This window comes from Paenibacillus solisilvae (genome assembly GCF_042656405.1).
GTDB lineage: Bacteria > Bacillota > Bacilli > Paenibacillales > Paenibacillaceae > Paenibacillus_Z > Paenibacillus_Z solisilvae.
In genome coordinates this window covers 1-13,956 of record NZ_JBHSOW010000092.1, presented here as the reverse complement: position 1 = coordinate 13,956, position 13,956 = coordinate 1, and the positions used below count along the sequence as shown (strand labels likewise).

At 47.8% G+C, this 13,956-nt stretch carries 12 protein-coding genes; 9 read left to right on the top strand and 3 right to left on the bottom strand.

The window, feature by feature from the left end; translation table 11 throughout:
• Positions 1-287: 287 nt before the first annotated feature.
• Together ACFPYJ_RS23850 and ACFPYJ_RS23845 are read right to left on the bottom strand one after the other, a co-directional pair.
• On the bottom strand, positions 288-1,478 hold the full coding sequence (locus tag ACFPYJ_RS23850; RefSeq protein WP_379190729.1) for a pyridoxal phosphate-dependent aminotransferase: 1,191 nt from the start codon (positions 1,476-1,478) through the stop codon (positions 288-290).
• 123 nt (positions 1,479-1,601) lie between these two features.
• Positions 1,602-2,042: a hypothetical protein gene (locus ACFPYJ_RS23845; protein WP_379190728.1), complete on the bottom strand. Its 441-nt coding sequence runs from the start codon at positions 2,040-2,042 to the stop codon at positions 1,602-1,604.
• A 110-nt stretch (positions 2,043-2,152) separates the two neighbouring features.
• Between ACFPYJ_RS23845 and ACFPYJ_RS23840 the strand changes: the two genes are divergently transcribed.
• Positions 2,153-2,947 carry a carbon-nitrogen family hydrolase gene (locus ACFPYJ_RS23840; RefSeq protein ID WP_379190727.1) on the top strand — a complete coding sequence of 265 codons (795 nt, stop codon included), beginning with the start codon at positions 2,153-2,155 and terminating at the stop codon, positions 2,945-2,947.
• A gap of 10 nt (positions 2,948-2,957) precedes the next feature.
• On the opposite strand, the gene ACFPYJ_RS23835 is transcribed toward ACFPYJ_RS23840, so the two are convergent.
• The gene (locus ACFPYJ_RS23835; protein ID WP_379190726.1) at positions 2,958-3,860 is read right to left on the bottom strand and encodes a LysR family transcriptional regulator; all 903 of its coding nucleotides are present in this window, start codon (positions 3,858-3,860) and stop codon (positions 2,958-2,960) included.
• A 167-nt stretch (positions 3,861-4,027) separates the two neighbouring features.
• Between ACFPYJ_RS23835 and leuC the strand changes: the two genes are divergently transcribed.
• The 8 genes from leuC to ACFPYJ_RS23795 form a co-directional block, all read left to right on the top strand.
• Positions 4,028-5,449: a 3-isopropylmalate dehydratase large subunit gene (leuC, locus tag ACFPYJ_RS23830; RefSeq protein ID WP_379190725.1), complete on the top strand. Its 1,422-nt coding sequence runs from the start codon at positions 4,028-4,030 to the stop codon at positions 5,447-5,449.
• A 31-nt stretch (positions 5,450-5,480) separates the two neighbouring features.
• Positions 5,481-6,074, top strand: a complete 594-nt coding sequence (gene leuD / locus ACFPYJ_RS23825; protein ID WP_379190724.1) for a 3-isopropylmalate dehydratase small subunit — start codon at positions 5,481-5,483, stop codon at positions 6,072-6,074.
• Between the two features lie 182 nt (positions 6,075-6,256).
• Entirely contained in the window at positions 6,257-7,744 is a 1,488-nt protein-coding gene (locus ACFPYJ_RS23820; RefSeq protein ID WP_379190723.1) for an N-acetylmuramoyl-L-alanine amidase, read from the top strand.
• 10 nt (positions 7,745-7,754) lie between these two features.
• Positions 7,755-8,330 (top strand): GerMN domain-containing protein, encoded by a 576-nt coding sequence (locus ACFPYJ_RS23815; protein ID WP_379190722.1) that lies wholly within the window; start codon positions 7,755-7,757, stop codon positions 8,328-8,330.
• Positions 8,331-8,375: 45 nt separating this feature from the next.
• Positions 8,376-11,093 carry an S-layer homology domain-containing protein gene (locus ACFPYJ_RS23810; protein WP_379190721.1) on the top strand — a complete coding sequence of 906 codons (2,718 nt, stop codon included), beginning with the start codon at positions 8,376-8,378 and terminating at the stop codon, positions 11,091-11,093.
• A gap of 180 nt (positions 11,094-11,273) precedes the next feature.
• Complete coding sequence (gene nth, locus ACFPYJ_RS23805; protein ID WP_379190875.1) at positions 11,274-11,936, top strand: endonuclease III; 663 nt, start codon at positions 11,274-11,276, stop codon at positions 11,934-11,936.
• Positions 11,937-11,955: 19 nt separating this feature from the next.
• Positions 11,956-12,222, top strand: coding sequence for an NAD/NADP transhydrogenase alpha subunit (locus tag ACFPYJ_RS23800; protein WP_379190720.1), 267 nt, complete (start codon positions 11,956-11,958; stop codon positions 12,220-12,222).
• Positions 12,223-12,268: 46 nt separating this feature from the next.
• On the top strand, positions 12,269-13,956 hold a 1,688-nt coding region (locus ACFPYJ_RS23795), incomplete at its 3' end, for a dynamin family protein (RefSeq protein WP_379190719.1).

Here is a 13,956-nt window from a genome sequence, read left to right as displayed (position 1 = left end):
CCACCTTTATTAACGGCTATCGTTCTTCAAGTTTGAAGACATGCCGTTCCGCTTCATAAACCTGATAACAGCAGGCTTCTGTCCGACTCATCGCCGGCCGTTCCGGGATTGGTTTCTGCAATCGTCACGGTAAATTCTTGCAGCAGCTGAATTTACTCTCTGAGCGTGCCGTTCTATGCATACTTGGCCCCATCAATACGTTGATGTTCAGTTGTTATTTATTCCATCAAGCATACCATGTTCTGACTCGGCATGTAAAGGCTGCAAATGACTGGAACACCAATAGGTCAGCCGAATAAATGAAGTTTTCCAATACGTGAAATAGCTTCTTCCAGACGTGCTTCAGGCGCAAGCAGACCGAGTCTCACATATCCCTCACCGTGTGTGCCAAAGCCGATACCTGGAGCAACCACTACATCGGCTTGTTCAAGCACAAGATCGGAGAATGAAGCGGAGGTATGGCCTTTAGGAACCGGCAGCCAGCAGAAGAAAGAACCTCCGGGCTTAGGGGCATCCCATCCGATTTTAGCCATCCCACCAAAGAGCGCATTACGGCGTTTCTCATATGTAGCAGTTAAATCCGTTACACATTGCTGCGGACCTGTGAGTGCTGCAGCGGCAGCTGCTTGAATGCCGCCAAACAAACTGCAGTAATAATGATCTTGTATAAGATTGATTAGCGATATGATTTCGGGATTGCCAAGGGCAAAGCCAACGCGCCAGCCAGCCATATTATAGGTTTTGGACAACGTATAGAATTCGACGCCTACTTCTTTAGCTCCAGGTGTTTGAAGGAAGCTCACCGGCGGTTTGTCATCAAATCCGATAGCACCATACGCAAAGTCACTGGCGACAACGACGCCGTGATTAGCGGCGAAATCAACCGTTTTCGCATAGAAATCAGGTCCGGCTACAGCACCGGTCGGATTGTTAGGGTAATTAATAAACATCAGCTTCGCTTGATCAGCGACTGCCGTGGAGATCGCGTCGTAATTAGGGAGGAAGCTGTTGTCTGCGGTTAGCGGCATATATTCCATACGTCCGCCTGCAAGGGCAACGCCAGACCAATAGTCAGGATATCCAGGGTCTGGTACAAGGCATATATCGCCAGGATTAAGCAGACATTGACTTAGCTCGATCAGACCTGTTTTGCCCCCGAAGAGTATAGCGATTTCTTTCTCGGGGTCCAGATCAACATTGTAATCTTCCTTGTACCTCTGTGCTACGGCTTCCTTAAGAAATGGAAATCCGCTGAAAGGCGGGTAACGATGATAGAGGGGGTTTGGTGCCGCTTCCTGCAGGGCTGTAACGATATGAGGCGGTGTAGGCTGATCCGGATTGCCTTGCCCCAAATTGATGACATCCCGTCCTTTGGCGACCTGAGCGTTTGCCTTACGTACAAGTCCGGCAAAAAATTGCGTCGGCAAACCGGTCATCCGGTCTGCCGGGCTAATTTGAAAGGATTTGGTTCGATCCATATTTATCACTCCATTTGCAGCTATATATTGGCTCCGAGTAAATTATGCCTAAAGTAAAATGTAGCATAATCAAGGAATAGGTGTCGAGCCAGTATGCTGTTCGAGTGTTTTAGAATAATATAGTTATTTGATATCAATTGCTTTCAGGAAAGGCTTAATATCTGCAGTGAACTGAAGTAAATAAGGTTTCCTATTTTCGTCAAAGATTAGCAATAACTGCGGCTTGCCGGGGCAGTAAAATAAAAATACATCGGAAGTGTTGACCGTTTCTGCACCCGCTTTTACAGTGGTAATTTCATCCAGCGGAATACGGAACACATAACCGCACTTGTCATTAGTTCCTAACTGCGGTGAAAGTCCGGTCACGGATCCGAGCCAGGTCTTGGCGAATTTCTGATATTCCTTGCTGTTCGGAACAGATTTGATTACTTTCCCGGCTGTAACGTCGAAGGCTTGAACCTGACGCTGCCCGGAACCGTCGTCCATTGCAGCTGCAGCGCCAATCGAATAAGGAAGAAGCAAGCATAAAGCAAGTGTAAAAACAGCGATCAGTTTTAATTTCATCATTTCGTCTCCTTCTGATAAGGTAAGATGGCTTCCTATATACCTTGCCCATCTTGACAGCGAACCATGAGACGTTATTATTAGGGAAAATAGGTAGGAGGAAGACTGTTATGGGGAGCATATTTCGACTCGCATTGGTGCAAATGCATGTGGATGCAGGGAATCCGGATGCGAATTACACAAGATTGGAATTAAAACTGAATGAAGCCATCCAGCATGCAGTAAAGCCAGATATGATCATGCTGCCGGAGATGTGGAATACCGGGTATGCCTTAGAACAAATTAATGAGCTGGCCGATGAGAATGGGGAGAGAACCAAGAAACTCCTTTCTGCATTCAGCCGTGAGCATAACGTCCAACTATTCGGGGGTTCGATTGCGGAGAAACGCACGGACGGTGTCTATAATACGACCTATGTATTTAATGAGCAGGGTGAAATTACAGCTCAATACTCCAAGATCCATCTCTTTCGCCTTATGGATGAGGAAAAACATCTTCAGTCAGGCGACAAGCTTGGCCAGCTGAACGTTTCTGGTACGGATGCGGGCATGATGATCTGTTACGATATCCGGTTTCCAGAGCTTGCGCGCAAGCTGGCCATCAACGGGGCAAAATTGCTGTTCGTGCCGGCACAGTGGCCGAGTCCAAGGCTGCATCATTGGCGGACGCTGCTTATGGCACGGGCAATCGAGAATCAAATGTTCGTGATCGCCTGCAACCGCTGCGGTACGAGTGGAACGAGCCATTTCTTCGGTCATTCGCTCGTGATTGATCCTTGGGGCGAAATCATTGCCGAAGCATCGGAAGAAGAGAGCATTGTCCGCGCCGAGATTGATTTGTCGCTGGTGGATGCAGTTCGTTCCAAAATTCCTGTATTCGAGGACAGGCGCCCGCAGCTGTACTAAGTTCATTCGTTCATCCTTTAAATTGATTCTCAACGGTAGTCTTCATCGTTTCGATAAATGCCTCGGCCGCTTTCGACAGATAGCGGCCTTTTCGGCTCGCAATGACAAGGGTCCGGGATGGAGATGGAGCGGTAATCGGCAAATAAACCGGCAGAAATTCACTTGTTTTGGCGCGTGTCATCATTTTTGGCACGAAAGCAATGCCCATGCCCGCCGCGACAAGGGACTGAACGGTTTCTATATTTGAACTTTCGAATACGATGCGGGGCTCGAATCCGGCATCATTGCACAGCTTAAGGGCGATTTGGCGAAATCCCTGACCTTTCTTGAGTACAATGAACGGCTCAGATGCCAGATCAGCTATATGGATGGGCTCCTGAATTCTCACAAGCGGATGCTCATGGGGGAGAGCCAGCCATATTTCCTCCTCAATTAACGGAACCCATTCCAGGGAAGGATCGTCCAGCGGGAGGGATAGCAGGCTGAGATCGGTTTGTCCGCTGGCTGTCAGCTGCTCAAGACGGCTGGAGCTGTCCTCGACGAGAACAACATCAATTTCGGGGTACAGCTTGCCGAATACAGGCAGTACAAGCGGAAGAACATGCGAGCCGGTAATCGGAAGACTGCCGACCACAAGCTTTCCTTTACGCATATGGGCGAGATCGTCGAGCTCCTGCTTGAGCTGTTCGATATTGTCCAGTATGCTCTGCGCTTTGGCGACAAATACGGCTCCGGCATGGGTAAGCTCAACGGAATTGGTCGTTCTTCGGAACAGAAGGACGCCGATCTCTTTTTCAAGCTTCGATAATTGCTGACTGAGCGAGGGCTGGGCGATGTGCAGCTTCTCGGCAGCGCGGGAGAAGTTCTTCTCTTTGGCGATTTGGATCACATACTGCAGCTGGCGGAATTCCATGAAGGATGATGCTCCTTTTTACGATTATTTTCCTCAATTGGCTGTCATAGGCCGTACCTATTGCATTTATAGATATTATATCTTGGATCAATGAAGAAAGAAATGCTATGATTGTTTCATTGAATAGCAGAGTTGAATGATTGAACTTATCTTATGAGGTGATACCAATGACGAAAAGAACAATGTTTGAGAAAATTTGGGATAATCACGTCATTCATTCCGAAGCAGGCAAGCCGAGTGTCTTGTACATCGATTTGCAGCTCGTTCATGAAGTGACGTCTCCGCAAGCGTTTGAAGGACTTCGTTTGTCCGGCCGTAAAGTTCGCCGTCCGGATCTGACATTCGCAACGATGGATCATAACGTGCCTACGAAAGACCGTTTCAACATTACAGATCCAATTTCCAAGCAGCAAATCGACACTCTTACTCAGAACTGTAAAGATTTTGGCGTAACCCTGTTCGATCTTGACAGCATTGATCAAGGTGTTGTTCACGTTATGGGACCTGAGCTTGGTCTTACGCACCCTGGTAAAACGATTGTCTGCGGTGACAGCCATACTTCAACGCACGGTGCATTTGGCGCCCTTGCATTCGGTATCGGAACATCTGAGGTTGAGCACGTATTGGCCACTCAATGTCTGCAGCAATCCAAAGCCAAAACGATGGAAATCCGTTTCGTTGGAAGCCGTAAACCAGGCGTAACAGCAAAGGATATGATCCTTGGCGTTATCGCGCAGAATGGTACTGACTTCGGTACCGGCTATGTTATGGAATTTACGGGCGAAGCGATTCGTACGCTAAGCATGGAAGAGCGTATGACGGTTTGTAATATGTCCATCGAAGCCGGCGCGCGCGCGGGTCTTATCGCTCCGGATGAAACAACCTTCAATTACCTGCGCGGACGTGAGTACGCACCGCAAGGTGAAGCTTTTGAACGTGCTGTTGCGATTTGGAAGCAGCTTCCTACAGATGAAGGCGCGACTTACGATACAGTCGTTGAATTTGACGTAGATTCTCTCATTCCGCAAGTAACTTGGGGAACGAGCCCAGGAATGGGTACAGATATCACGAAGAATGTTCCTGTTCCATCGGAGCTGCCAACTGAGAATGAACGGAAAGCGGCTGAGAAAGCTCTTGAATACATGGGTCTTACTCCTGGTACGCCAATGAGTGAAATTCCGATTGACTATGTCTTTATCGGTTCATGTACGAACGGACGTATTGAAGATCTTCGCGCAGCTGCTGAAATCGCCAGAGGCTACAAAGTCAGCGACAGTGTTACGGCTATCGTCGTTCCTGGATCAGGCCGTGTTAAGCTTCAAGCCGAGAAAGAAGGTCTTGATCAAATCTTCACAGAGGCCGGATTTGAATGGCGTGATGCTGGCTGCTCGATGTGCCTTGCAATGAATCCGGACGTGTTGAAGCCTGGACAACGCTGTGCTTCGACTTCCAACCGTAACTTCGAAGGCCGTCAAGGGCGCGATGGACGTACGCACCTGGTTTCCCCGGCTATGGCTGCAGCTGCTGCAATCATGGGTAAATTCACTGACGTGCGTGATTGGAAAGTTAAATCCGAAGTATTGAACTAATAGAGAACAAGATTGAGAGGAGTTACACGAAATGGAAGAGTTTAAACAACTAACCGGTCTTGTTGCACCTGTTGACCGCGTTAATGTCGATACAGATGCAATTATTCCTAAACAATTTCTAAAGCGTATTGAACGGAGCGGGTTTGGCCAGTTCTTGTTCTTCGAATGGCGCTGGGATGAGAAAGGCAATGTTATTCCTGAATTCAGCCTGAATCAGCCTCGCTATCAAGACTCTGAAGTTCTGCTCTCCCGCGCAAACTTCGGCTGTGGTTCTTCCCGTGAGCATGCTCCATGGGCCATTCTTGATTATGGCTTTAAAGTTGTCATCGCGCCTTCTTATGCGGATATCTTCTACAACAACTGCTTCAAGAACGGCATCTTGCCGATTCGCTTGAGCGAAGAGCAAGTGGAAGAGCTGTTCCAGCGTACAGCAGCGACAGAAGGCTATAAGCTGACTGTTGATCTGGAGAACAAAAAGATTTCAGATCAATCGGGTCTTGAAATTTCGTTTGATCTGGACGAGCACCGCCGTCAATTCCTGCTTCAAGGTCTTGACGATATCGGTTTGACACTTCAGCATGAAGATAAAATCACAGCTTATGAAGCAAGCCGCGTTGCTTATTAATTCATAGCTAGAACTTATCTCGAGGAGACCCTGGCTTACCAGGGTCTTTTTTTCTGGGCGAAAATTTTAGTACATTTTCCCTTAAAACGCAACTTTTTCTGACGGCATGCGTCTAATATTCGTCTGAAGGCATCGGCTTGTACGTTATGCTCGAGACGAAAAATCAGTCATCGAGGTGAAAGATGAAGAAGTTTGTAACCGTTATTATGTTGTTGGCGTTGTTCGTTTCTTTGTTCCCGGGTGAAGTGGGGGCTGCAGTCGTACCTAAACTCTATTTGAACGGAAAGCAGCTGCAAACGACCACAGAGCCGCAAATTGTCGGCCAATCGACACTTGTGCCGATACGTACGGTTACGCAAGGTCTTGGTTTTGATGTTGAATGGTCATCCCCGAATGTGAATATTTCTAATGGGACAACCAGCATGGTTCTTACCATCGGCAGCAAGACCGCAGTTGTTAATAATAGTAAAGTCGCACTGGGTGTTCCAGCAATTTCCATGAAGAATACAACCATGGTACCTCTTCGGTTCGTTAGCGAAAACTTTGGACTTGATGTCTTCTGGGACGTGGTCAGCAAATCCGTCTATCTTTATCAGAAGGTAGAACCTCCTTCATCAGGTGATGGCGGTAACGGATCTATGGATCCTGGCTCAGGATCGGGAACCGGGAACGGCTCGGATGGAAACAATGGTTCAGGCGGATCACCTACGGATCCAGGCAGTGAAAGTCCTGCAGCTGCGCTTAAGGCTGTTGAGTTTGACGGATTAGCAAGCATATACTTGCCCTACAACGGTGAGTTTGGCACTGTGAAGACTGAAGTTCTGCATAGTCCGGAACGCATCGTCGTGGATCTGCCAAATATGAATTTCGACCCTACATTCACACCGGCTTTCACTTCCAATGCAAGCGCGATGCTTGGAGAAATTGTCGTTGATACACATCCTTCTTTACAGAAAATTCGATATTCTTATTATTCGGACAAGCCATCAACCGTCCGGGTTGTGCTTGACCTAGGCGCTGCTACCAACTTCCAAGTCTCGAATGAGGATCATATCGTTCGCATCGATCTTTTGGACGTAACCGGTCCGGTTGTCGTTCCGCCTCCAGAGAATCCGGATAAACCTGGCACTGGCGTGTTTAAAGTCGTATTGGATGCGGGGCATGGCGCTAAAGATCCTGGGGCTTACTCGGTAAATGGACGTCACGAGAAGGAATATAATTTGTCTGTTACGCTGAAAGTGAAAGCACTATTGGATAAAGAACCAAGGATAAAGCCCTATTTGACTCGTTCACATGATACGTTCGTTGAATTGAATGACCGTGCCATGTTCGCGAATGACCTGAAGGCGGATTTATTTATTTCTTTTCATGCGAATAGTGCCTCGAGTGGAACTGTATCAGGTTCAGAAACGTATTATAACCGTGCAAACAGCAAAGCTCTTGCAGATGTCTTACATAAGCATTTAGTTGCGGGCACAGGTCTTGCGGATCGCAAAGTAAGACAAGCCGGCTTTGTCGTAATCAAAAAAACAACAATGCCTGCTGTGCTTCTAGAGGCAGGGTACCTGTCTAATAAAGGAGATTCATCGATTCTCTTCTCTGATGCAAAGCAGAATAAGATCGCAGAAGAAATCGTTAAAGGAATTAAAGAATATTTGAAATTAAATTAGGAGAGTGCCGATGAAACGTCAGATGCCATTACGATCCATACTTATGCTTTCGGCGATTGCAGTTGTCCTGTTACTCAGTGCATGTGGAGCAAAGACAGAAGATCCGACTCAAGGCTCTAATGCCGCGCAAGAGCCTTCTGTGAATCAGGGGCAAGATACGCCTCAGCCGGTTGAACCGGCTAAGGACAAAGCAACTGTCAACGTATACGTTGCGGCAGATGATGATCTATCTTCTCTTAAAGAGCAGCAAAGCGAAATTGAATTTGCAAGCAGCGACGAAAAAATCGAACAGACATTCAAGGCCCTGCAGAAAGATGGGGCTGGCGGAGAGATGTCACTTTGGAAGAACGTCGAGCTGCTCCATGTTAAAGTCGAAGGTAAAGCAGTCACTATTGATGTCCACCTTCCTGACGAAGCCCGGTTAGGAGCACCTGGAGAAGAACTGGCCATGGAATCGATTCAAAAAACGATGTTTCAGTTCGATGACGTAGACTCGCTGGATATTCTCGTAGACGGCGAGCAGGTCGAGAGTTTGATGGGTCATGATGAATTGGAACACCCGTTTAAGAAACCGGCAGCCGAGTAATTGGAGCCCGAATAAAAATTCCAATAAACGAAAGGATTCGTGAGTATGTCACTTCACACAAAGTGGACAAGAATACTGTCATCATTTGTAATATTCTCCTTACTTGCAAGTCTTTGCGTCTGGGGCACTACAGCAAATGCCAGCAGTGCAGGAATAGCGGGCTTTAGTGATGTTGCTGCCGGTCATTGGGCGGAAAAGCACATTGCGAAGCTTGCGCTTCAGGGAATCGTCAAAGGGAACAACGGGCTATTCAAACCGAATGATAATATTACGCAACAGGAGGCCGTTACACTTGCGGTTCGTTTCATCGGCAAGGAAAATGAAATAAATACAGATGAAGCGGTTGTTTTTCCGCCGACATTCCAGGTAGGCAACTACTTTAAACCCTACATTGTACTTGCCTTTAACTTAGGTTTACTTGACCGGATGCAAGAATTTAAGCTTGCAGAGACTAATCCAGGCAGTAACTGGGGGGAGCAGAAAGCAAGCCGGGAGTGGATTACGAAGCTGATCATTCGAGCGATCGGACAGCAGAAGCTGGCTGAAAGCCTTGATTCTACAGCAGTTTCGTTCAAAGATGCAGATAAAGTCGGCACTGGATTTAAAGGCTACGTGAATGCAGCGGTTCAGCTGCAGCTCGTCAAAGGCATCACAGCCGATAAATTTGATCCAAAAGGTTATGCTACGAGAGCTTCTCTGGCGACGATCTTCAGTCGTGCGGAGAGTCAATTTCCGGTTAATTACACTGGTCAATCGACAGGAATACTTTCTTTTATAGACGGCTCTTCTATTAAAGTGTACGGGGAAAGCAAAGAGATGACCTACCAGCTTACACCGGATACGTATGTAACACGTTTTGATTCGGAGCGTTCGACGACCACGGATAAGCTTGTCCTTCATGCTAAAATATCCTTCATCACAAACGGCGATAAAGTCGTTTATCTGGAACAGGCCGAAGACAAGCAGCAGCTTGAAACCATATCCGGTGATTTGGTCAGCGTGCTGCCCGACGAGCATTTGTTGTACATTCTGGTACAGAAGAAACCGCTGGAGATTTCTTATGACGATAAAGTTGAAGTCAAAGATGCTTCCGGTGCAGTTATTCCGGTAAGCTCGCTTCCTAATAATAGTAAGATTGAAATTACCCGCACCGCTTATCAGAAGGAGCCCCAGGCGATCTCAATTAAGGTTCAATCTGCACCTGTGAATAAAACAGGTCAAGGAAAAATCGTAAGCGTGGAGCCCTCTCCAGCTTCTATTAAAGTATTGAATGCTGCCACGAACCAGGAAGAAACGTTTCCCGTTGCTTCCCAAGCCGATGTAATCTGGCAGGGAACGATCGTAGAAGGCGGAGTTGCTCAGATTCATGCAGGCGATACCGTTTCTTATGAAGTCGTAAACAGTGTCGTAACGAAGATCGTTATCCTGCAATCGACCGTAACAACTTCTACAATTCGTGGAGAATTCTACTCGGCCAGTTCGGACAGTAAGACGATTCAATACAAGCGGAACGCAGGAACAGCACAAGAGAGGCTTGAAGCGAAGTTCGTAACGGATGCAGTTGAAGTGACGATCGAAGGTCTGAATGGAACGATGCTGACCGATCTTATTAAAGGGGATGTCCTTGATCTTACGCTCAACCAGAATGATCAGGTCACTGCCATTAAAGTTGTAAACCGTAAAGTTCAAGTATTAAACGGAGTTTCAATCATCAGCTACGATGCGGATACAAAGGCCCTCTTAGTTAAAACTGCGTCAGGAGGCTTAGTGTCTGTTTACTTGTCCGACAAAACAAAAATCGATTATAACGGAACTTCGATGACCTTGAGTGCTTCAAGCAGCTTTCTGGTTAAGAACAGAAAGCTGACTCTAGGGTATACAGATGATAAAGCCGTTCTTCTGCAGTTTGTTTATAAGTATACAGGAACGGTTACCTCAATTAATGCAGTCAATAATATCGTTACGATAAACCAGTCTAACGGCACTACAATTACACTGCCGCTGGAGTATCCAAGCGTAGACATCTATGGCAAATCGAACGCGACACTTGCTGATGTCAAAGTTGGAGACACCGTTACCGCATTATTGAATGCGAATCAAGACAAAGCGGTCTCCCTGCAGGTGCAAACAACTGCTCAATACGAGGTCGTTTCGGTTGATGCGGCAGGCAAGAAGCTCAAGCTGAAAAGCAGCGGCCAAGTCACTGCAGAATATTCCGCGCTTTCATGGGATTTCTTCAATGAGAATGGTGAAAAAGTAACGATTGCTAACGTATCAGCAGGTCAAATCGGTAACTTGAATTATATGGGCTCTACACCGGTATCGTTTAAAACGGTCAAGGTAACGGTTGGACGTCTTGCTGCTGCAGCGGCTGATAAGCTAACTATTGTGGACTATAACGGCGCAAGCTCAGATGTGCTGCTCGGAACCGTCTACAGTGTAGTGAAGAACGGAGTTACAAGCAGCTCTGCGAGCACTCTGCAAGCTGGTGACCGTGTAGAGGTTAAGAGAGATTCGAAGGATCAAATTATCATTACAGTCCTAAGCGGACTCAACAAGGAATTCTGGAAGTATGACAGCTCGACGGGCATTCTATCGGTTAAACGGGCTAATCTGTCAGAATCAAATACTTTTGGGGTTACAACAAGCACGAAAGTTACACAAAACGATACTCCAGTTTCCATTACACAGTTAAAAGATGGCGATAAAATTACACTCTATTTTTACCAAAATAAACTAGTAGAAATTGTTAAAAACACGTAATCAACTTCATCCTGCCTTGTCCCGGCTTACCTGCTGGGACAATTTTTTTTCAAAATGTTGAAAGTGTCATGAAAAAGCTTGAAAATGTAGCCTTTTAAGGTTGCTTATTGTGACATTTTTCGCTACACTTTGATTCGATAGCCCAAATTGGGGGAGAGACGGTTGAACGCGAAGGACAAGATGTCTCATATTTTAAGTGTCATGGGAGAGATGTTCCCGGATGCACATTGCGAATTGAATCATCGCAATCCGTTTGAATTGACGATTGCTGTTCTGCTTTCAGCGCAATGCACCGATGAAACTGTCAACAAGGTAACAGCAAGCTTGTTTCAGAAATACCAAACTCCTGCTGATTATTTGGCAGTTCCCATTGAGGAGCTGGAGCAGGACATCCGACGGATAGGCCTATTTCGCAATAAAGCCGCCCATATTCAGAAGCTGAGCCAGATGTTGATTGACAATTATGGCGGTGAAGTGCCACAGCAGCATGAAGAGCTGACAAAGTTACCTGGTGTTGGGCGTAAGACAGCCAATGTCGTCGTATCGAACGCATTCGGGGTTCCTGCCATTGCTGTAGATACACATGTAGAACGAGTGTCCAAACGATTGGGCCTAGCAAAAGCTGATGATAGCGTGCTTGAGGTGGAGAAGAAGCTGATGAAGCTTGTCCCGCGCGAGCATTGGACCGATACGCATCACCGACTTATTTTTTTCGGAAGGTATCATTGTAAAGCACAAAATCCGAATTGCCCGGTATGCCCATTGCTGGATGTTTGCAAAGAAGGCAAACAACGTATGAAACCTGCTGTAAACCGAAAGGCTAAACCTAATCCAAACAAATAAACTAAAAAGGATGATTACTATGAAATGCATTTCCGTATACACGAAAGACTTCGCGCTGTTCTCTGACATCTACGAGCAAATTATGGAGGCACCGCCAGCTGAGAACGAAGAAATTATTCTTGAAGGCGTCACAGTAAGTGGAGCAGGAGACGTGCCTGATCAATATATTGAACGTATGCGCTTGAAACCGGAGTGTGTCGTGATGAAAGAAAGAGAGCGTAACATTACCATTCTGCAGCATGGCGAAGTTTTTGAAATTTGCATGCCTGCAGCACTGCTGGTGTAAACAATAACCTTCACAAGAACGGTTAAGAATACGGGGAGAGAGAGAAATGAGCCATCCAACTGAAACGGCTGCTCATTCGCTTATCGGATCGCTTGGGGAAATGGCTTCCATCATGGTCAGCACAGGCGACGAGCAGCATGCAGAGCAGCTAATAGAGCTCCGGGGCAAAATATCGGAGAACCAATTGACGGTTGCCTTTTGCGGTCACTTCTCAGCAGGCAAGTCGACGCTGGTCAATCGGTTATGCGGGACGAACCTATTACCGTCGAGCCCGATTCCAACAAGCGCGAATGTCGTTAAGATCGTGAACGGAGAATCGAAGGCTATCATAACCAAGCTTGTCCAAGGACAAGCGCAGCAGCTTGAAGTACCCATTAACCTAGTGAACGACTATTGTAAGGACGGAGAAACGGTGCAATCCGTTTCTTTGTCTTATCCAATACCAAGGCTTGGCACTCATACCGTGCTGCTTGATACGCCTGGTATTGATTCCACTGACGACGCGCACCGGATGGCGACCGAATCGGCGCTCCATTTGGCGGACGTCGTTTTTTACGTGATGGATTATAATCACGTTCAGTCGGAAATCAATTTTACGTTTGCTAAGCAGCTTAAAGAATGGGGCAAGCCGCTGTACTTGATTGTGAATCAAATCGATAAGCATCGGGCGAACGAAATCAGCTTCGATCACTATAAACGAAGTGTAGAAGAAGGCTTTGCCAACTGGCATTTGGAGCCGAATGGAATCATCTATCTGTCCTTGCGCCAGCCTAATCATCCTTATTCGGAATTCGATAAGCTTGAAGGCTTATTTGAGCTGCTTGCTGAACTGCGTGAACCGCTTGCGGTCTGCAGCGTGGATGCTTCTGCCCGCCATCTCGTCCGCATGCATGCCAAGCTGCTGGATGAAATAAATGAACCTGAGCGCGAACGTTTGCTTGAAGCTGCAGGCGGTGAAGCAGAAGCGGAGAAGGTGAAAGCAGAAATTGCTGACCTTGAAGCCCAGTTGACTTTATCTGCAGCTGAAGTGGATAGCCTGCGGACGCGTCTGCGCATGGAAGTGCAGCGTCTGCTTGATAATGCCAACATCACGCCAGCCGCTACTCGGGATCTGGCACACCATTTTCTTGAAAGCCGTAAGCCGGGTTTCAAAGCGGGTCTTATATTCGCGGGCGCGAAGACGGCAGCGGAGCAAGAACGGCGCTTATCAGCGTTCTTTGACGATTTTGCCGCTCATGTCAAAGCTGATATCGAGTGGCATTTGATTGATTTGCTTCGCAAATCAGCGGATGCGATTGGTTGGCGAGGCGAGTCATTGGAACAGGAGTTAGTTGCGCTGTTTCAAGGCTCGGTTCATTCGGAGCTGCTCATTCAGCGGGTTAAACCGGGAGCCAGCTTCAGCGGGGAGTATACGATTAATTACTGCAGCGAGCTTGCCGCGGAAGTTAAAGCGGTTTACCGCAAGCGGGCGCTGTCGTGGATCGACACGCTTGCGGAACGGGCTGCAGCGGCTGGCGAAGCTGCCGCTGCCCCTGTGCGCGAACGGCTGCGCGGGCTTGGCGCGCAAGCCGGCGCACTGGCGCAGCTGGCCGCGCTTGCGGAGCGCGCGGCTGCGCATGCTGCGCGGCTGGCGGCGCTGATGCCGCCGGCGCCGCCGCGCCCGCAGCTGCCGGAGCCGAAGGCGGCCGGCAGCGCAGCGGCGCGAAGCGCCGTGAGCGCAGCAGCGGCGCGAAG

Coding starts and splice junctions, on each gene's coding strand:
- ACFPYJ_RS23850 (WP_379190729.1), bottom strand. CDS start 1,478: ATGGATCGAACCAAATCCTTTCAAATTAGCCCGGCAGACCGGATGACC.
- ACFPYJ_RS23845 (WP_379190728.1), bottom strand. CDS start 2,042: ATGAAATTAAAACTGATCGCTGTTTTTACACTTGCTTTATGCTTGCTT.
- ACFPYJ_RS23840 (WP_379190727.1), top strand. CDS start 2,153: ATGGGGAGCATATTTCGACTCGCATTGGTGCAAATGCATGTGGATGCA.
- ACFPYJ_RS23835 (WP_379190726.1), bottom strand. CDS start 3,860: ATGGAATTCCGCCAGCTGCAGTATGTGATCCAAATCGCCAAAGAGAAG.
- leuC (WP_379190725.1), top strand. CDS start 4,028: ATGACGAAAAGAACAATGTTTGAGAAAATTTGGGATAATCACGTCATT.
- leuD (WP_379190724.1), top strand. CDS start 5,481: ATGGAAGAGTTTAAACAACTAACCGGTCTTGTTGCACCTGTTGACCGC.
- ACFPYJ_RS23820 (WP_379190723.1), top strand. CDS start 6,257: ATGAAGAAGTTTGTAACCGTTATTATGTTGTTGGCGTTGTTCGTTTCT.
- ACFPYJ_RS23815 (WP_379190722.1), top strand. CDS start 7,755: ATGAAACGTCAGATGCCATTACGATCCATACTTATGCTTTCGGCGATT.
- ACFPYJ_RS23810 (WP_379190721.1), top strand. CDS start 8,376: ATGTCACTTCACACAAAGTGGACAAGAATACTGTCATCATTTGTAATA.
- nth (WP_379190875.1), top strand. CDS start 11,274: ATGTCTCATATTTTAAGTGTCATGGGAGAGATGTTCCCGGATGCACAT.
- ACFPYJ_RS23800 (WP_379190720.1), top strand. CDS start 11,956: ATGAAATGCATTTCCGTATACACGAAAGACTTCGCGCTGTTCTCTGAC.